Consider the following 19,605-nt stretch of genomic DNA (forward strand, 5'->3'; position numbering starts at 1 on the left):
TCTCTCCAGGATATAAAAACGCAACTTTTCAGATTTTCATCTTATTTCTTATTCTTTGCAAAGAGCAATATTTTTCACATATTTATTAGGATCCATCCAGGATATTTTAGAACAGGTTTTATAACCTTGATTACTAAGTTCATATGATATATATATCGATGAAAACAAACCAACTACTGCACCAAAGATAAGCAGTTTAACCAAGCATTCCCCTAATTTATTATTGATCCTTACATGTTTGTTTTTTATGGAAGAATAAAAACAAACATATGAAAAATAGAATGACAAAGGTACTGCAAATATTATAAATCCAACTTTCCATGAAAAAGTAATTACATCCCTTGATTTAAAGAAATCTATGTATCCGCTTAAAGAAAACCAGCATCCCCAGCATGAAAGTAGGAAAACCAATACTGCAAATGCACCAACTAATGGTCTATTTACTTTAACCACGACTGTATCTCCCCCAAGTATTAAAGAACTGATCGGGATGGTAAGGATAGTATTGTGATTTATATGAATTATGCGATTTTAAGTTTTTTATTATTGCTTCACTTACTTTATATTTATTATCTAACCAATATAATATTGCACTCACTAAAACTCCTATGACAAATATACCCCCAGCAATAACAATAACGCTGGTTCCTGTGACCATCGCTGTGGTCGCTATCGTCTTTGCCATCCAAGCTACGCCAATAGATACCGCTAATTTTGCTGCATCCATGGTTAAATTAACAAAGAAATCGGTTAATGCATATTCATCTTTCAACAATAGCTCAATGGCTCGATAAGCGCCGGAAAACACAATGCAGAATCTTGCTCCCGCCGCAATTCCGCTTTCAATGCCTTTCGTTCCTATTCCCATATCCAATATTTTTTGGTTATCGACTAAGTATTTAGTGGCATCTAAATACTTCCTCACTCCTGGATAACCAGATAGCTTGATATACTTACTGCCATTCTTCCCAATATATTCCGTTGCCTGCACGCCAAATCCTTTCATCTCTATCACGATTCTGCTCACCGACACAGCTTCTGCAATATTCCCGGCAAACGACGAGGCGGGATCGGTGCAGGCAAAGAGGGCTGTTTTCCACGACTGATTAGGGTTTGGCGTACACAACGTTTTTAAAAAATATAATCCCTCTTGCTCAGTCAATATGGCATGAATGTTGTCATTATTTATTTCATTTAGTTGAGCATGTAATTTTTGATAGTTGATATCTACATGCTGTTTTTTAAAATCAAGATGATCTTCTAAACGATAGTCATCCTCAACAAATGTTCTTAAAACTGGATCGTATTTCATAACCACCTCACTCCCTTGAATTTGACTTAAGTCAATAGCTATGTCTCCTGATACGAACACTGTAACGGAAAAATGATAATTTTCAAATATTGACGGCACCCAATTCGCAAATTTTTATTCAGCCCCAAAGCCTCTGTTACTTAAAGATATTACGGCTTAATGCCATCAATAATTCATTATTTTAGGCTGCGTTGCTCAATAAGCCATGTCGCTCAGGTAAATTACGCCACGGCGCACCGGAACAGAATACTCCAAACACCCATTGATGAGATTGCGGTGTTCAACATAAGGGTGACCGATTTTTTGCGGCTTTGTTATCCCATAATAAGTTTGCTTTATCGAATAACATTCAAAATACAGAAGGCGGCAACCACGGCGGATAATGCCAAGCCATTATTTAGGTTAAAGACCATCCCTACAGGATGGCTTCAGGTGAATTTCATGCTGTATCCACATAGTTACCCTAGCTTACGGTTGAAGGTTACACAGGTTTACGCGCCAGCATTGGTTTCAGAAAACGTGCCGTATGTGATTGTTCACACTCAGCAATCGTTTCCGGCGTACCGGATACCAGAATTTCGCCGCCGCCGCTGCCCCCTTCCGGTCCCAGGTCGACAATCCAGTCTGCGGTTTTAATCACATCCAGATTATGTTCGATCACCACGATGGTATTGCCTTGATCGCGCAATTGATGCAGAACCGCCAGTAATTGCTGAATATCGGCAAAATGCAGGCCGGTGGTCGGTTCATCCAGAATATACAATGTCTGCCCGGTGCCACGTTTCGACAGCTCCCGCGCCAGCTTCACGCGCTGCGCCTCACCGCCGGATAGCGTAGTGGCGGATTGTCCCAGACGGATATACGACAGTCCGACGTCAACCAGGGTTTGCAGCTTACGCGCCAATGCCGGGATCGCATCAAAGAATTCTCGGGCATCTTCGATAGTCATATCCAGCACTTCATGAATGCCCTTGCCTTTATACTTAATTTCCAGCGTTTCGCGGTTATAGCGTTTGCCCTTGCACTGATCGCACGGCACATAGATATCCGGCAGGAAATGCATTTCGACTTTGATGACCCCATCACCCTGACAGGCTTCACAACGACCGCCGCGTACGTTAAAACTGAAACGTCCGGGGTTGTAACCACGGGTACGTGATTCCGGCACACCGGCAAACAGTTCACGAATCGGGGTAAAAATACCGGTATAGGTCGCCGGGTTGGAACGCGGCGTGCGGCCAATCGGGCTTTGGTCGATATCAATGACTTTATCGAAATGCTCCAGTCCCTGAATCTCACGGTAAGCTGCCGGTTCGGCCAGCGTGGCGCCATTAAGCTGACGCTGCGCCAGCGGGAATAAGGTGTCGTTAATCAGCGTGGATTTACCCGACCCGGACACCCCGGTCACACAGGTAAACAGCCCCACCGGCAACGTCAGCGTCACGTCTTTCAGATTATTGCCCTTTGCGCCAATCAGCTTCAGCACTTTGGTTGGGTCAGCGGGTACGCGCCGTTCAGGGACATCAATCTTACGTTTGCCGCAAAGGAACTGCCCGGTCAGCGATTCCGGCACCGCCATAATCTGTTCCATCGTCCCTTCCGCGACCACCTCACCGCCATGCACGCCCGCGCCGGGGCCGATATCAATCACATGGTCGGCGGCACGAATAGCATCTTCGTCATGCTCCACCACAATCACGGTATTACCCAGATTACGCAGGTGGATCAGCGTTTCCAGCAGGCGTTCATTATCACGCTGATGCAGGCCGATAGAGGGTTCATCCAGCACGTACATGACCCCAACCAACCCGGCGCCAATCTGGCTTGCCAGGCGAATACGCTGTGCCTCGCCGCCGGACAGGGTTTCCGCCGAACGCGACAGCGACAGGTAATTCAGCCCCACATTGACCAAAAACTTCAGCCGATCGCCAATTTCTTTCAGTACTTTTTCGGCAATCTGAGCACGCTGGCCGCTGAGTTTCATATTCTGGAAGAAACTCATCGCATGGCCGATGCTCATATCGGAAATCTGCGGCAGGGTAGTCTGTTCGACAAACACATGACGCGCTTCTTCACGCAAACGCGTACCGCCACAACTGGCACAAGGACGATTGCTGATAAATTTCGCCAGTTCTTCGCGTACCGCACTGGACTCCGTCTCTTTATAACGGCGTTCCATATTATGCAGCACCCCTTCAAACGGGTGACGGCGCACCGAGGTATCGCCCCGGTCATTGATGTATTTAAACTCGACGTTTTCCTTACCTGAACCGTACAGAATCAGCTTTTGGACAGACTCGCTCAGGACGTCAAACGGGGCATCGACATCAAACTTGTAGTGCTCCGCCAGCGAGCGCAGCATCTGGAAATAATAGAAGTTACGACGATCCCAGCCGCGGATCGCCCCTCCCGCTAAAGAGAGCTCCGCATTTTGTATTACGCGGGCCGGATCGAAAAATTGCTGAACCCCCAGACCATCGCAACTTGGGCAGGCGCCGGCGGGGTTATTGAACGAGAACATACGCGGTTCCAGCTCATGCATACTGTAACCACATACCGGGCAGGCAAAATTGGCGGAAAACAGCAATTCGGGCACGGTCGGATCATCCATATCAGCCACCACCGCACTGCCACCGGACAACTCCAGCGCCGTTTCAAAAGACTCCGCCAGACGCTGTGCCAAATCGTCCCGCACTTTGAAACGATCGACGACGACTTCAATGGTGTGTTTTTTCTGCAACTCCAGTTTGGGCGGATCGGAAAGATCACACACTTCACCGTCAATACGCGCCCGGATATAACCCTGCGTCGCCAGATTTTCCAACGTTTTACTATGTTCGCCTTTGCGATCTTTCACCACCGGCGCCAGCAGCATCAGCCGCTTGCCTTCCGGTTGTGCCAGCACGTTATCCACCATCTGACTGACCGTCTGCGCATCCAGCGGCACGTCATGCCGCGGGCAGCGCGGCTCGCCGACGCGGGCAAACAGCAGGCGCAGGTAGTCGTGAATTTCGGTAATGGTGCCGACGGTGGAACGCGGGTTGTGCGAGGTGGACTTCTGTTCAATGGAAATGGCCGGCGACAACCCTTCGATATGATCGACGTCCGGCTTCTCCATCAACGACAAAAACTGACGCGCATAAGCAGAGAGTGACTCGACGTAACGCCGCTGCCCCTCGGCATACAACGTATCAAACGCCAGCGATGACTTGCCTGAACCCGATAATCCAGTGATCACTATCAACTTGTCGCGGGGGATTATCAGATTGATATTCTTGAGATTATGAGTACGGGCACCACGAACTTCGATATTATCCATTCACACACTTCCCGGAATAAACACAGTTTTGCATCATCTCACTGGCGGAGACAACCGGTACGAAACGTGCAATTATGGCACAAAAAAAACGTCAGGAACGTTTTTTAACGCCGCCTGCAACGGCCCGCAAAGGGGATAGGCAGGGATAGCCCGCCATCAAAAAAGCTGAATGAATATACAGTATCTGATGCAAGCGTTGCAATCCGCGTATTCATTTTTGATTCAGCCTCGCAGGTATGATAGATACTTTTATCATGCTAAAATCGATCGTTTATACTCATATAAATTGATTCATCAGGAGACACGGGCATGGCCAGCAGAGGCGTTAACAAAGTTATTCTTGTCGGAAATTTGGGGCAAGACCCGGAAGTCCGCTATATGCCGAATGGCGGTGCTGTCGCCAACATCACGCTGGCCACATCCGAAACCTGGCGTGACAAGCAAACTGGCGAACAGAAAGAGAAAACCGAATGGCACCGCGTTGTGCTGTTTGGCAAACTGGCCGAAGTCGCGGGTGAATACCTGCGCAAAGGCTCTCAGGTTTACATTGAAGGTTCATTGCAAACCCGTAAATGGACCGATCAGGCAGGCGTAGAAAAATACACCACCGAGGTGGTGGTCAACATTGGCGGCACTATGCAAATGCTGGGCGGTCGTCAAGGTGGCGGCGCACCCGCGGGTGGCGGCGCGGGCGGACAGCAGTCCGGCAGTTGGGGCCAACCTCAACAGCCGCAGGGTGGCAATCAGTTCAGCGGCGGCGCTCAACAACCGCAGCCGTCGCGCCCCGCACAGAACAACGCGCCGGCCGCTGGCAACGAACCGCCGATGGACTTTGATGACGACATTCCGTTCTAAGTGCTATTTTTTATTTGAAAATCAATTGGTTAATTCAATCCATTGAGTTAATCACAGGCTTGGAACGCCTATTGCGAGCCTGACTGTTCCTTACCCGGTAATGGGTTTGAACCTCGAAAGAGGGAGGGAAGTGTAGCAGTCGGGAAAAGGCTGGTTGCGGGGAAATAACCTACTTTGCGCCAGCCATTGCAAGCCCCATAGGGTTAAGCCTGATTGCCCACAAAACTCGGCAATGTCAACCGTGGCAAATTGATTTACCCTGACTGACGTAGTACCATTCGAAAATTCGCCTATCCCTCATAAGCAGTTGGTTTTTCTATGCCAATCATCCAGTCGGTAGAACGCGCCTTACGTATTTTGGACCTTTTCGACGAATACAACGTTGAAATCAAAATTACCGATATCAGCACCCAAATGGGTTTACATAAAAGTACGCTGCACTCCTTGTTGAAAACGTTGCAGGTAGCGGGTTACATCGATCAAAACCGTGAAAACGGCAAATACCGGTTAGGTATGAAGCTGGTCGAACGCGGTAATCTGGTAGTGAACTCCATTGATATTCGTGAAAAAGCGCGCAGCTATCTGTTGGATCTGGCGTCACAAACCGGTCAAACCACACACCTCGCCATCCTTGATGGCAAAGAAGGGGTATACATCGATAAAGTAGAAGGGAAACTGGCCGTCATTACATTTTCACGCATTGGTCGGCGTTTGCCTGTTCACGCGACGGCGATTGGTAAAGTTTTACTGGCGTTCAACCCTGAAAATGAAATCAACGCGCTGTTACAAGACTATGAATTTACACAGCAAACACCCAACACTATCCTTGATCGGGAAACCTACCTGAAAGCGCTGGAATCTGTACGCCAGCATGGTTATGCGCTGGATAATCAGGAAAATGAACAGGGCGTGAGATGTATTTCAGTGCCCATCTGGAACCATGCGCGTCGTACTATCGCGGCAATCAGTATGTCGACACTGACCAACCGCGTTTCCGATACAGAATTCAACGACTACATTGTGTTGCTGAAAGCCGCATCCAAAGAACTATCCCAACGTCTTGGTTACGAAGGCTGAGATTGCTGCTCTGGCATGGCTTGTCATACCAGAGCAACACCGTCAAACCACCATATTCAGCAGTAAAATAAAGGCCAGACCGAAAATAGAAACCAGCGTCGACAATAACGTCCAGGTCGCAAAGGTTTCTTTCATCGTCAATCCGAAATACTCTTTTATCATCCAGAACCCCGCATCATTGACATGAGAGGCGATCGCACTACCCGCCCCTGTCGCCAACGTCACCAAAGCCAGATTAGCGTGACTTTGCGCCAGCGTCGGTATCACCAGCCCGGCGGTGGAAATGGCCGCGACGGTGGCAGAACCCAAAGAAACACGCAGAATAGCCGCGACGCCCCAGGCAAGCAGAATAGGCGAAGCCGAAGTGCCGGAAAACAGTTCGGCGACATATTTCCCCACGCCACCATCTATCAGCACCTGTTTGAATGCACCACCACCACCAATGATCAGCAACATCATCCCGATACCGGCAGCCGCGGAACTGCATGAGGACATCAGATCTTTCACCGCAATATGCCGGGCCAACCCCATCGAATAGATGGCGAACAGCAAGGAGATAATCATTGCGACCGATGCGTCACCCAGAAATTTGATAATGCCGGTGAACAGATTATCGGGTACGCCGATTTCCTGCTGAACCATCGACACCAGTGTGGCAATCGACATCAATATGACCGGCAACATGGCGGTAAACAGGCTGATGCCAAACCCTGGCGTGTCTTCCAGTCGAAAGGTTTTCTGCATACCGAGGGAATCAATATTCCCGACTTTGCTGAAACCTTCCGGGACAATTAATTTTGCCACTTTATTGAATAGCGGGCCGCAAATTACCACCGTCGGCGCACCGACTATAATGCCGTAAAATAATACCGTTCCGATATCTGCGCCATATTCACCCGCAATCATCGTGGGGCCAGGATGCGGCGGAAGAAAACCGTGAGTAACCAGCAAGGCGGAAATCATTGGAATGCCCAAATGCAGAATGGAAACATTTAATTGCCGTGACATGGTGAACAGGATGGGAATCAGCAATACCAATCCCACTTCAAAAAAGAGTGCAATCCCGACAATAAACGACGCAATCACCACGGCCCATTGAATATGGCGTTCGCCAAATCGATTAATCAACGTTACTGCGATACGGTGCGCGCCACCGGCATCAGCGATTAATCGCCCTAACATGGCACCCACGCCAAAAATAAGCGCAATGTGGCCTAATGTTCCGCCTAACCCTTTCTCAATGGACTTCACGACACCGTTGAGCGGGATGCCCAACGCCAGCGCAACGCCAAAAGCGACAATGAGCAGGGAAACAAACGTATTTAACTTTAACTTCATGATTAAAATAAGCAGGAAAAAAATCCCGATACAGACAATAAGTAAAGGCATATCAGCAACTCCGGTTTTTTATATTATTAAAGGTAAGGTGCATTTCTGTTATTTATCATTTCCCTGGTGACGAATCATATTCCCCCTGCAATAAAATATATTTCTCTTTTAGTCGATATATACCTCACGGATTTCAAAGTGCAGCGGCGGCCCTAATGGAGAAAAATAACACAGCCAATACACTTTAAATTTAAAAGACAATAAATATAAATACGAACGCCATTAATATACCCTAAATAATTCGAGTTGCATGAAGGCGGCAAGTGAGTGAACCCGAATGAGCTTACTCAAGTAAGTGATTCGGGTAAATGACAAATCTGCCGTGAGCAGATTTGAACGCTGCTCACGGCGGCCCCATAAGGGCGAGGCCCACGGATGGGCCGAGTAACGCAGCCAACACACATGCAGCTTGAAGTATGACGAGTATAAAAGGCGCAGTTATTCATTGCATATTACCGCCTGTATAATTTATACAAATCGGTAATACACAACATCACATTATTTCCAATTCGGTAATTATCTTTTTATTTTTTGCTATTCACCATTATTTAATGCTTTCACACCCGCCTGTAATACTTCGATAATTTTATCGGTATCGTAAATACAACCTTTCCAGGTTCCGCCGCTGGCCGCCTGTAAGGCTGCCCATAAACGGGTGTCATCAGGTAATTCAGGATGAGGGCGCAAATCAGGATGGGCTTCACGTTTTGCCAGCACTTCAGCGGCGACATCCGGCGTCAGCGGCTGTTGCTCGCTGCCGATAAAATTAATCGACCCCGACAATTTCCGGCGATCGATGATAATTTCAATCACATCGTCATCACGCAGCTTGCCAATCGGCCCGCCAACCAACGCTTCAGGCCCCACATGCCCGACACAGGCGCCGGTGGAAACGCCGGAAAAACGGGCATCGGTAATCAGCGAGACGTATTTGCCATAAGGTAAATGTTTCAGCGCCGAGGTAACCTGATACGTCTCCTCCATGCCGGTCCCCGACGGCCCTCCGCCGATGATCACCATGATGTCGCCCTTGTGCACATGGCCTTGTTTAATCGCTTTAATCGCCAGTTCTTCCGAAGTAAAGACGCGGGCTTTCCCGGTATGCCGGTAAATACCCTCTTCCCCCACCACCGAGTCGTCTATCGCCGTCGATTTAATAACCGATCCTTCCGGGGCAATATTGCCCACAGGGAAGGTAATCGTCGATGTCAAACCTCTGGCGCGGGCCTGCGTCGGATTCATGATCACTTCATCAGGGTGAATGCCGTCCAACTCTTGCAAACGCTCGCGGAATATTTTACGCCGCTGCGAATTTTCCCACCATGCCAGGTTTTCACCCAACGTTTCACCGGTAACGGTCAGCGCGTCTTCATGCAACAGCCCTAATGCACGCAGATGCAGCATCACTTCGGGTACGCCGCCAGCCAGAAACGCACGCACGGTAGGATGATAAACCGGGCCGTTAGGCAATACGCTGACCAGACGCGGAACCCGGCGATTGATAGCAGTCCACTGATCGACACCGGGAACCTGACACCCTGCGGCATGGGCAATGGCTGGAATATGCAGCAGCAGATTGGTTGAACCGCCAAAAGCGGCGTGCACCGTCATTGCATTCTCAATCGCCTTATCGGTCAGAATATCGCGTGTCGTCAACCCTTTACGTTCCAGTGTCAGCACCGCCCGCGACGACTGGCGAGCAATCTCCAGCCAGACTTCCTGCCCTGACGGCGCCAGCGCAGAATGCGGTAACGCCAGCCCCAGCCCTTCGGCCACTACCTGTGACGTTCCTGCCGTACCGAGAAACTGGCATCCACCACCGGGTGATGCACATGCCCGGCAACCCAGCATCGCGGCGTCTTCCAGCGTCAGGTCGTGATTGGCGAAACGCGCCCCGATAGTCTGTACCTTGCCCGCATCCTCGCCGTGCGTGGGCGGCAGCGTGGCGCCGCCGGGAACGATGATTGTCGGCAGAGAACGCATGGATGCCAGCGCAATCATCATCGCAGGTAATCCTTTATCGCAGGTCGCGACGCCAATCACAGCTTTGCGGGTGGGAAGAGAACGAATCAGACGACGAAAAACCATTGCGGCATCATTACGGTACGGCAGGGAATCAAACATCCCGGTGGTGCCTTGAGAGCGCCCATCACAGGGATCGCTGATATAGCCGGCAAACGGTACGCCGCGATGAAGCGCAATTTCTTCGGCGGCGGCGCGCATTTGTAAACCGATTTCCCAGTGACCGGTATGGTAGCCCAATGCCACTGGCGTGCCATCCGCATCACGAATGCCACCCTGTGTGCCAAGAATCAACACCTCACTGCCCAATAACTTATTCGGGTCCCAACCCATCCCGGCATTGAGCGTCAGGCCAAAAATATGGCCGCTCGGCGAATCTATCAGCATTTCCGGCGTCAGCGGCAGTGCCCCCTGAGGCCCTGCGGCGTGAGTATGAATATCATAGACCTGCGCATTGTCTTGATTAAAAATAGTATTAATAGACATGGCTTCTTCACTTATTGATTAGAATGAAAGCCGCTGTTTCCCTTGAGTCACAGCGGTAACCTGCGCTATCCGTAGCCTGAGTTATTCCTTCGGCAAGATATTGGCATTGATGAGCGTTTGCCTGACCTGTGCTTTCTGGGCCGCGTTCAAAGGCTGAGTGGGCGGCAGGCAGAAAGTCGAAATATCCAACCCCGCCAATTGCATTGCTTCTTTCACCACATTTACAAATGGGCTGTCGATCTGATAGAGCTTCGGCAATTGCAGGATGGTTTTATGCAGCGCCGTCGCCTGTGCCAAATCACCATTGCATACCGACTGATAAAGGTCGACAGACAAAGCTGGCGCAAAATTGGCACTGGCGGAAATCGCCCCATCTCCGCCCAACAGCAGCGTATTCAGTAAATGGTCATCAAACCCGCAGAACACGCTGAAATCAGGGTGGGCAGACTTCACGGTGCTGATCATGTCGCGCAGATGGGCGACCGAGTCGATGGTATCTTTAATACCCACAATGTTGGCATGTGCATCGGCAAGGCGTTTCACCAATTCAGGATGGAGATCCTGCCCGGTCAGTTTCGGGAAGTTATACAAAATCACCGGTAGCGTAACCGCCTGAGCAATGGCTCCGTAGTAACCGAACAGATTATCTTCGGTGATTTGCCAGTAATAGGGGTTGATGGCAACCACCGCATCCGCTCCGGCTGATTGCGCATGTTGGCTCAGTGACACCGCTTCCCGGGTATTGGTGCTGCCGACCCCGATCAGTACAGGAACACGGCCATCCACCAGGCGAACAACCGTTTCGGTCAACTGCATCCGCTCTGCCGCCGACATTTGCGAAAACTCACCGCCAGTACCGAGGAAAAACAAACCATTCACGCCAGCCGTAATCAAATAATCGATCACGCGCTGCATACCCGCCTCATCCAGCGAGCCATTAGCGGCAAAGATCGAAGATACCGGAGGAATGATCCCGGAAAATTTTGTGGAAAACCCCATGAACGTCTCCTTACAACATCAAACACCAGGAAAGAAAGGCCCTTGTCTTTCGACGACGCCAACCACGACGATTGAGAACCCATTAATAGTTTGTTTTACATTATAGAACCAAGTTCTATATTACATAACACGAATGCTAGCATTACCGTTTATGGCGAGTAAATAACCTGTTTACGGCAGAGTTTAGAAATGGTTTCTGGATCACAAAATCAGTGTCAGAAAATGAAACCCTGAATGAATAAGGAGGAATTTATGCGAATGAAGGGCAGCGGACGCGTTTTTGGCTTTACCGGCCAAAAAACGGATAGATGGGTATCAATATACAAAAGGCTTTTAAAGCAGCGACGCCTTTATTACACCAACGTCAGATTAAACGGCTGTGTCTTAAGTTGAGCCTGTACTTCTGACGGCAATCCGCCGTCCGTGACAATATCCGTCAGGTTTGATAGTGGCGTGACGCAAAATAATGAATAAGCGCCGTATTTACTGCTGTCCGCCAGCAAAACCCGGCGGCTGGCATTCAGGCCGAGATCTTGCTTCAGCCCGGCTTTTTCTTCCGTCGGCGTAGTGATGCCTTTTTCCAGGCTCCAGGAGTTACAGCTAATAAACGCGATATCAGGATAGATGCTGCGCAGTAACCGCCGACCATGCTCACCAATACACGACTGGCTGCTGTCATCAATCCGTCCACCAATAATTGTGACTTCAATCTGTTTGAATTCGGATAAAAACAAGGCGATTTGCAGATCGGCTGTGATCACCCGCAACGGCAGATGCGTCAGATTACGCGCCAGCTCCAGCATGGTGGTGCCCGCATCCAGCACCACCGAGCTTCCCGGTTGTACCAATGTCACGGCATAACGGGCGATGGCTTGCTTTTCCGGCAAGTTACGTTGAAGTTTTTCGTTGGTGGTCGGCTGGGCGGGAATAAACCGATTAAGCGTAACGCCGCCGTGGCTGCGGCTGATAACGCCCTGCTCATCCAGCTTGATCAGATCACGGCGAATCGTCGCCGGGGAAGCATCAATGACAGTAACAAGTTCATCCACCGTCACCAGATTGTGGCTTTTCAGATAATCCATAATCTGATCCAGACGGCTTTGCCCTTTCACTTTATCTCCGCTCAAGCGGAAAGCATCACTGAATGTTTGCCCCACGACGATATCCATTTATTTAATCAAGACGCCGGTTAACCGTGAAAAATCATGCCGATATTAAGCGAGTTGCATGGCTAACCGGATTGAGATCGCCATGCTCTCAGACTTCGCTTTTCCTGTCCAGGCAATATCAAACGCCGTGCCATGATCGGCAGAAGTACGAATAAAAGGCAATCCGGCGGTAATATTGACTCCATCATAAAAGCCCAGCAGTTTCAGGGGGATATGCCCCTGATCGTGATACATGGCCACCACCATATCATAGTGCCCTTCATACGCCTGCAAGTAGACGGTATCTGGCGGGCATGGGCCGTACACCTCAATCCCTTTGGCCTTCATCGCCTCAATCGCGGGGCTGACGATGTTGATTTCTTCATCCCCAAACAGACCATTTTCTCCCGCGTGTGGATTCACCCCGGCCACGGCAATGCGTGGATGGGTAAAGCCGACCCGTTTGAGAAAAGTATCGGCCATCGCAATCACCGTTTCGACACGTTCACGGCTCAGGGTATCGAGAAACTTACGCAGCGCAATGTGCGTCGAGACATGTATGACTTTCAGCTTATCGGTATACAGCACCATAGCGAAATCGCGGCTGTGGGTGAGTTTCGCCAGCAGTTCCGTATGCCCTGGATAATGATGCCCCGCCAGATAGAGCGCTTCTTTATTTAACGGCGCGGTAGCAATGGCATGAACCTCTTTCGCCATCGCCAGTTCTGTGGCGCGTTTAACGCAACGGTAAGCCAGGTCGCCCGCCTGGGCCTGCACTTTCCCCGGCGTCAGCGCCTCGGGATTTTCCAGCGGTTCATCAATGACATTGATGACACCAGGTGCAAAACATGCCTGCGAAACCCGTTGAATGGGTTTCAGTTCAACATTGGCCGTAACCCCTAAAGACTGAACACGACGTAACGTTTGCAGACAGCCCACCACCACCGCTGGCGCCCCCGACAATTCTCCATCAGACAAGGCATTAATAATAATTTCCGGCCCGATGCCCGCCGGATCGCCCATGGTGACTGCGATCGTATTATTTGCCACTGTACATCTCCTCAATAAAATAAAGTGCATCCCGGAGCGTTGACTCTCCGCCAAATCCGCCTGCTTTGGTAATCACCGGTAGATCGTCTATCTCACTGTTAACGAAGGTTCCACATGGCACACAGGGGGCAACTTCACTGGTGATACGATACCCTTCCGCTCCCAGCGCTCTGGCGACGGCGATGGCGATATCGCCGCCGGTAAGGAACAAACCGCCAATCTGCGACTGATTAACGATTGCCAGCGTAATCGCGCCTAACGCATTGCTGATACTGTCGCCCAATTGCTGACGGCTCAGTTGATACTTTTCGCACAGCGTATCTATCATCTGACGGGCATCGGCGTGACGGCTGGTGCGCAGCACACAGTGTTGTCGGGCCTGAAGTAACGTCACCGCCTGACGCGTAACGATATCCTGCGCATTCTGGCTATCCGCCTGAAGCAATGCTTCAACGTCAACATCGACGATGCCCAGCAATTTCGCCTCAGCGGCAAACGCGATCTGCCGCCGCGTCGCATCGCTCATTGAGCCGGCGACGACTAACACTGGCAGCCGCTGTTCGCTATTTAAATAACAGTTGGAAGGAAGCGCATTAGCCAGACCGGCGGCGCCGACCAATAAAAACCGTGCGGTGATTTGCGTTATCGCCTGAGCCAGCCGAACCAGATCGCTATCATGCTCGGCATCAACCACCACAATACACGGCCCCTGACGGCTCAATTTCTGTAACGCCGCCGCCAGGTTATCAGAGCGAACAACCGACAGAGCCAGTTCGTGAATGGGATATTCCGTTTGTAATCCGATCAACGTCTTAATATGTGAGGAAACAACTGGCGTTTTGGGATCGCTGGCAAATTCCGTCTCCGCCAGCGGGACGCCATGCACCACACATTGTCCGTGCAACGTGACACGCCCGGCGGCAGGAATTGCCGCTGCGACGATGGCGATCTGCGCATCACTGACCGCTATGGCCGCACCTATTTCCGCCCCTACATTGCCGCGAAAAGTTGAATCAATTTTTTTATAAATCAGCGGCGATTCATTGCTTCCTGAGTAATAGGGCAACAACGCGTCTCTTACTTTGTCCGCCGCCTGTTTGGCGGTTAATGCCCGACTCTCAGTATTTATCACCAGCACCTCGGCCCGGCTCGGCGCTTTTCTCTGTGCGTCGAACACAACTTCGGTACGCGCTCCTTTTTTGGCCAGTTGTACGCCGGTATCGTTCGCCCCGGTAAAATCATCGGCTATCACCACCATTTTCATATTTTGTCCTCCCCACCCGCCGATTGCGCTTTCAGTTGCCGGTTTCGCTTCGCCACCCATGACGTCAGCATCGGCGTTAATAATGCAGTGACAATGACCGAGGTCGCGACTAACGGTGTGGCAACCGCCACCACCTCAGCCAACGCCGGATCAGCCTGCGCGATTGCCATCGGCGTCGCCACCGCATTACCCGCAGTGCTGGAAGCTGCCGCGCCGGCAATGCCCGATCCGCCGACCAAGCGATCAACTTTGATGTTAAAGAATCCGCCTACCAGCGTCGTCAGGCCGCCCAGTAAAATGCCCGCAATACCGCCCTTAATCAGCATACTCAAATCAATACTTGCCCCCAGCGCGAAAGCAAAAAACGGGATCAATAGCGGGCCGCCCCTGGTGAGAAACTCCCGCATCTGTACGTCAAGATTGCCCAGCAACATGCCTATCAGCATCGGGATCAACACTACAACGATAGACATCAGCGGAATGTTGGCCATGCCTGCCGCCCCCAAAGCAATCATCGTTAGCACCGGTCCGTCACTAAGCGACATCAATGGTGTCGCCCCCACTTCCTCCTCACCGCCAAATTCACCGGCCAGCGCAGCGTAGAGCCCACCATTGGTATTGCTCATAGCGGCAATAATGGCGACTGACGATAGCCCCCAAAGGCCTTCAGCGCCGAACAATCGTTCAACCCCAAAACCCAGCGCGACCGCCACGATAAATTTGGTCAGCGTAATACTGCCCCCGACTAGCAATGCCTTAGGCGCAGCTTTGATATGAATCCCCGCCCCCATACATAACAAGAACGCGCCAATCAACGGCGCCGCGCCATTTTTGAACAACGCAGTGGTAAATCCCCCGACATTCAATGCCTGGGGAGCAAACGTATTCAGCAGGGCGCCCAGGACCAGCGGCACCACCATCATTCCCCCAGGGATTTTTTCTATCGTCGCTTTAATTTTCATCATTACCCCGTCAAATATGATTTATTTAAATCATGAATGATTATATTAGATCAAAATAAAACAAATGAGAGCCACATCCCAGTATAGAAAATCACCAGAACGATTATTTGATTAAATAAATTCAAAATGGAGGGGATACAGACACTGCGTACTCAACGAGTTGGCACCCGTTGACGCTTATATATGAAGGTCTTTTAGTGACTTTCCTCAACACCTTTATATTGGATATTGCTTCCTACACGGCAACCCGGTGGACATATTTCTGGAGGGGTTCCCCGCTTAACGCTGTTGCACAAACTCACGATATTTCACCGCCAGATCGAGAAAGTCTTCCAGACCGCACAGCGACAGGCTTTCCTCGTCGTAGTAGCTCATGCCCTCTTCCATTTCATCAACCATGAATTCAAGCCGATTTGCCTGAATCATCACTTCCTCACCGTCCAACAACAGTGTGTATTCATGTCCGACTTTTCGCCACTGACGCTCCGTACCGGCCACCGAGCGGGCCGCGTCTTCCACCTCATCCAACACGGCCAGTTGGCCTTTTACTTCTTCATTCAGCCAGTGACCGACCGCTTCATGTCCCATCGACATTCGCACAATGACCTGACCGGTAACGTCCCGCAAGAATTCATAGTCCATGATGCCATCCTCAGTGATATTGCTTGTCTTTCAGTGTAACGGCCCGTCTGCACTGCCACAGTGATAGCTCGCATAATTGGAACAAAAAAGGTCTTGCCGATCTAATGTAGGCCGTGTCAGCCTGATTTATTTCCTCAACTCTGACACGTTTTTATACGAGAAAGGAGGCCTGATAGCCTCCTCTCCTGCCAGCCAAGAGACAAACTACGATGATTTAAACCGTCGTCTGGAAAATCACGCCATCCGCTTTCTCGGTATACTGATCCAAATGGTCGAAGTTCAGATAGCGGTAGGTATCCAGCGCGGTTTTATCCACCTGATCCATGTAGCTCTGGTATTCATCCGGCGTCGGCAGACGGCCGAGCAGTGAAGCCACCGCCGCCAGTTCCGCAGAAGCCAGATAGACGTTGGCCCCCGTGCCTAAACGGTTCGGGAAATTACGTGTAGAGGTTGACACCACCGTCGCCCCGTCGGCCACACGCGCCTGGTTCCCCATACACAGAGAGCAACCGGGGATCTCAATACGCGCCCCACTTTTACCAAACACGCTGTAGTAACCTTCTTCGGTCAACTGCGCGGCATCCATTTTGGTCGGCGGCGCCACCCACAGACGGGTCGGCAGTTGGCCTTTATGACTATCCAGCAGTTTACCGGCGGCCCGGAAATGACCGATATTGGTCATACAGGAACCAATGAATACCTCATCGATTTTTTCTCCCTGTACGTCTGACAGCCAGCGGGCATCATCGGGATCGTTCGGCGCACAGAGGATCGGCTCTTTGATTTCAGCCAGATCGATGTCGATAACCGCGGCATACTCCGCATCGGCATCGGCCTCCAGCAGTTGCGGATCGGCCAGCCATTTTTGCATACCCTGAATACGGCGCTCCAGCGTACGACGATCGCCGTAACCTTCCGAGATCATCCACTTCAGCAGCACGATATTGGAATTCAGGTATTCAATAATCGGGGCTTTATCCAGCTTAATGGTACATCCGGCGGCAGAACGCTCCGCCGACGCATCGGTCAGTTCGAATGCCTGCTCTACTTTCAAATCCGGCAGCCCTTCGATTTCCAGAATACGACCGGAGAAAATATTCTTTTTGCCTTTCTTCTCAACGGTCAACAACCCTTGTTTAATCGCATACAGCGGGATGGCGTGCACCAGATCGCGCAGCGTGATACCCGGTTGCATTTTGCCTTTAAAACGCACCAGCACAGACTCCGGCATATCCAGCGGCATCACCCCCGTGGCGGCGGCAAACGCCACCAGCCCGGAACCCGCCGGGAAAGAAATACCGATCGGGAAACGGGTATGGGAATCGCCGCCGGTGCCGACGGTATCCGGCAGCAGCATACGGTTGAGCCAGGAGTGGATCACGCCATCGCCCGGACGCAGCGACACCCCGCCACGATTCATAATGAAGTCGGGCAGCGTATGGTGCGTGGTCACATCCACCGGCTTCGGATAGGCGGCGGTGTGGCAGAACGATTGCATCACCAGATCGGCGGAGAAGCCAAGACAGGCCAGATCTTTCAATTCATCACGGGTCATCGGCCCGGTGGTATCCTGAGAGCCGACCGAGGTCATCTTCGGCTCGCAATACTCGTCAGGACGAATACCGGCAACGCCGCAGGCGCGCCCCACCATTTTCTGCGCCAGCGAGAAGCCTTTACTGCTGGCTTCCACCAACCTGGCGATACGGAACACGGAGCTTGGCGGCAATCCCAGTGATTCACGCGCTTTTGACGTCAGACCACGGCCAATAATCAGCGGAATACGGCCACCGGCGCGCACCTCATCCAGCAAAACATCGGTTTTAAGCGCAAAGGTTGCCAGCACATCACCGGTATCATGGCGACGGATCTCTCCCTTATACGGGTAGATATCAATCACATCCCCCATGTTCAGGTCGTTTACCTCCACCTCGATCGGCAGCGCACCGGCGTCTTCCATCGTATTGAAAAAGATAGGGGCGATTTTCCCGCCCAACACCACACCGCCGCCGCGTTTATTCGGCACATGGGGAATGTCGTCGCCCATAAACCACAGCACGGAGTTGGTGGCGGACTTACGGGAAGAACCGGTTCCGACCACATCACCGACATAGGCCAGCGGGAAACCTTTCTTATTCAGTTCTTCAATCTGTTTGATCGGCCCGACCACGCCGGGCTGGTCGGGATCAATCCCTTCACGGGCGTTTTTCAGCATAGCCAGGGCATGTAGCGGAATATCCGGGCGCGACCAGGCATCAGGCGCGGGAGACAGGTCATCGGTGTTGGTTTCACCGGTCACCTTGAAGACGGTGACGGTAATTTTTTCCGCCAGTTCAGGGCGGGACAGGAACCACTCGGCATCCGCCCAGGATTGAATAACCTGTCTGGCGTAGGTATTCCCCGCTTTCGCCTTTTCTTCCACATCGTAAAAGTTATCAAACATCAGCAGCGTGTGTGACAGCGCTTTTGCCGCAATCGGCGCTAATACGTCGCTGTCCAGCGCGTCAATCAGCGGATGAATATTGTAACCGCCCTGCATGGTGCCAAGCAGTTCAACCGCTTTTTCAGGACTGATCAGCGGGGAAGAGGCCTCACCTTTGGCGATTGCCGCCAGAAAACCGGCCTTAACGTAGGCGGCTTCATCAACGCCAGGGGGAACACGGTTAATCAGCAGATCCAGCAAAACGTCTTCTTCACCGGCAGGCGGATGTTTTAATGATTCAACCAGCGCCGCCATTTGCGTGGCATCTAACGGCTTTGGAACAATCCCCTGCGCAGCCCGCTCGGCTACGTGCTTACGATATTCTTCTAGCACGACTTTCTCCTCGCTCTCATTGTCTTTGTTATGCCCGACGCTCTTGTTCCTGATGATGATTTCCATGCCGATGTGTCAGCATATGGATGTAAGGTAAGAGAGTGCCCGGTACAGCGCCGTCAGCATATCAGAATTTGCAGCACCTGTTAATTCGTTTACAAAGTGGCAACATCAAGAGATCGTTTCTTTCACTTCATTGGTGAACGCGTATCCCATTCATCGCGGTCACTGGCATTTTACGACGATGAAGCGGCGCGTTATCAGCAAT

The 19,605-nt window shown here is 51.1% G+C and carries 14 protein-coding genes and 1 pseudogene; 2 read left to right on the forward strand and 13 right to left on the reverse strand.

The window, feature by feature from the left end; translation table 11 throughout:
- Positions 1 to 48: 48 nt before the first annotated feature.
- The 4 genes and pseudogenes from BIY29_RS00005 to uvrA form a co-directional block, all read right to left on the reverse strand.
- Positions 49 to 453, reverse strand: a complete 405-nt coding sequence (locus BIY29_RS00005) for a DUF1240 domain-containing protein (protein ID WP_121572661.1) — start codon at positions 451 to 453, stop codon at positions 49 to 51.
- Positions 446 to 1,312, reverse strand: a complete 867-nt coding sequence (locus tag BIY29_RS00010; RefSeq protein ID WP_121572662.1) for a hypothetical protein — start codon at positions 1,310 to 1,312, stop codon at positions 446 to 448. The genes BIY29_RS00005 and BIY29_RS00010 overlap by 8 nt, the downstream gene beginning before the upstream one ends.
- 199 nt (positions 1,313 to 1,511) lie before the next feature.
- Positions 1,512 to 1,603: pseudogene (locus BIY29_RS20475) on the reverse strand (IS5/IS1182 family transposase); the annotation flags it as partial.
- Positions 1,604 to 1,793: 190 nt separating this feature from the next.
- Positions 1,794 to 4,631 carry an excinuclease ABC subunit UvrA gene (uvrA, locus tag BIY29_RS00015; RefSeq protein ID WP_121572663.1) on the reverse strand — a complete coding sequence of 946 codons (2,838 nt, stop codon included), beginning with the start codon at positions 4,629 to 4,631 and terminating at the stop codon, positions 1,794 to 1,796.
- Between the two features lie 309 nt (positions 4,632 to 4,940).
- On the opposite strand from uvrA, the gene ssb1 reads away from it, so the two are divergent.
- Both ssb1 and BIY29_RS00025 read left to right on the forward strand, forming a co-directional pair.
- Positions 4,941 to 5,486, forward strand: coding sequence for a single-stranded DNA-binding protein SSB1 (gene ssb1, locus BIY29_RS00020; protein WP_121572664.1), 546 nt, complete (start codon positions 4,941 to 4,943; stop codon positions 5,484 to 5,486).
- Positions 5,487 to 5,804: 318 nt separating this feature from the next.
- On the forward strand, positions 5,805 to 6,563 hold the full coding sequence (locus BIY29_RS00025; RefSeq protein ID WP_121572665.1) for an IclR family transcriptional regulator: 759 nt from the start codon (positions 5,805 to 5,807) through the stop codon (positions 6,561 to 6,563).
- Between the two features lie 42 nt (positions 6,564 to 6,605).
- Here the strand turns inward: BIY29_RS00025 and BIY29_RS00030 are convergent, their stop codons facing one another.
- The 9 genes from BIY29_RS00030 to acnB all read right to left on the reverse strand — a co-directional run bounded on the left by BIY29_RS00030 (position 6,606) and on the right by acnB (position 19,337).
- On the reverse strand, positions 6,606 to 7,952 hold the full coding sequence (locus BIY29_RS00030) for a gluconate:H+ symporter (protein WP_121572666.1): 1,347 nt from the start codon (positions 7,950 to 7,952) through the stop codon (positions 6,606 to 6,608).
- Positions 7,953 to 8,486: 534 nt separating this feature from the next.
- Complete coding sequence (locus BIY29_RS00035; protein ID WP_121572667.1) at positions 8,487 to 10,460, reverse strand: YjhG/YagF family D-xylonate dehydratase; 1,974 nt, start codon at positions 10,458 to 10,460, stop codon at positions 8,487 to 8,489.
- 81 nt (positions 10,461 to 10,541) lie between these two features.
- On the reverse strand, positions 10,542 to 11,459 hold the full coding sequence (locus BIY29_RS00040; protein ID WP_121572668.1) for a dihydrodipicolinate synthase family protein: 918 nt from the start codon (positions 11,457 to 11,459) through the stop codon (positions 10,542 to 10,544).
- Between the two features lie 353 nt (positions 11,460 to 11,812).
- Positions 11,813 to 12,628: a DeoR/GlpR family DNA-binding transcription regulator gene (locus BIY29_RS00045; RefSeq protein ID WP_121572669.1), complete on the reverse strand. Its 816-nt coding sequence runs from the start codon at positions 12,626 to 12,628 to the stop codon at positions 11,813 to 11,815.
- A 45-nt stretch (positions 12,629 to 12,673) separates the two neighbouring features.
- Positions 12,674 to 13,687, reverse strand: coding sequence for a D-threonate 4-phosphate dehydrogenase (locus BIY29_RS00050; protein WP_420808395.1), 1,014 nt, complete (start codon positions 13,685 to 13,687; stop codon positions 12,674 to 12,676).
- The gene (dtnK, locus tag BIY29_RS00055) at positions 13,647 to 14,921 is read right to left on the reverse strand and encodes a D-threonate kinase (RefSeq protein WP_121572671.1); all 1,275 of its coding nucleotides are present in this window, start codon (positions 14,919 to 14,921) and stop codon (positions 13,647 to 13,649) included. Before dtnK ends, BIY29_RS00050 begins: the two co-directional genes overlap by 41 nt.
- Entirely contained in the window at positions 14,918 to 15,883 is a 966-nt protein-coding gene (locus tag BIY29_RS00060) for a 2-keto-3-deoxygluconate permease (RefSeq protein ID WP_121572672.1), read from the reverse strand. Before BIY29_RS00060 ends, dtnK begins: the two co-directional genes overlap by 4 nt.
- Positions 15,884 to 16,162: 279 nt before the next feature.
- Positions 16,163 to 16,525 (reverse strand): protein YacL, encoded by a 363-nt coding sequence (gene yacL, locus BIY29_RS00065; RefSeq protein ID WP_121572673.1) that lies wholly within the window; start codon positions 16,523 to 16,525, stop codon positions 16,163 to 16,165.
- A gap of 214 nt (positions 16,526 to 16,739) precedes the next feature.
- Positions 16,740 to 19,337, reverse strand: coding sequence for a bifunctional aconitate hydratase 2/2-methylisocitrate dehydratase (acnB, locus tag BIY29_RS00070; RefSeq protein WP_121572960.1), 2,598 nt, complete (start codon positions 19,335 to 19,337; stop codon positions 16,740 to 16,742).
- Positions 19,338 to 19,605 lie beyond the last annotated feature (268 nt).

Origin of the sequence: Brenneria alni (genome assembly GCF_003666245.1) — a bacterium.
In the GTDB taxonomy this organism is placed as follows: Bacteria; Pseudomonadota; Gammaproteobacteria; order Enterobacterales; family Enterobacteriaceae; genus Brenneria; species Brenneria alni.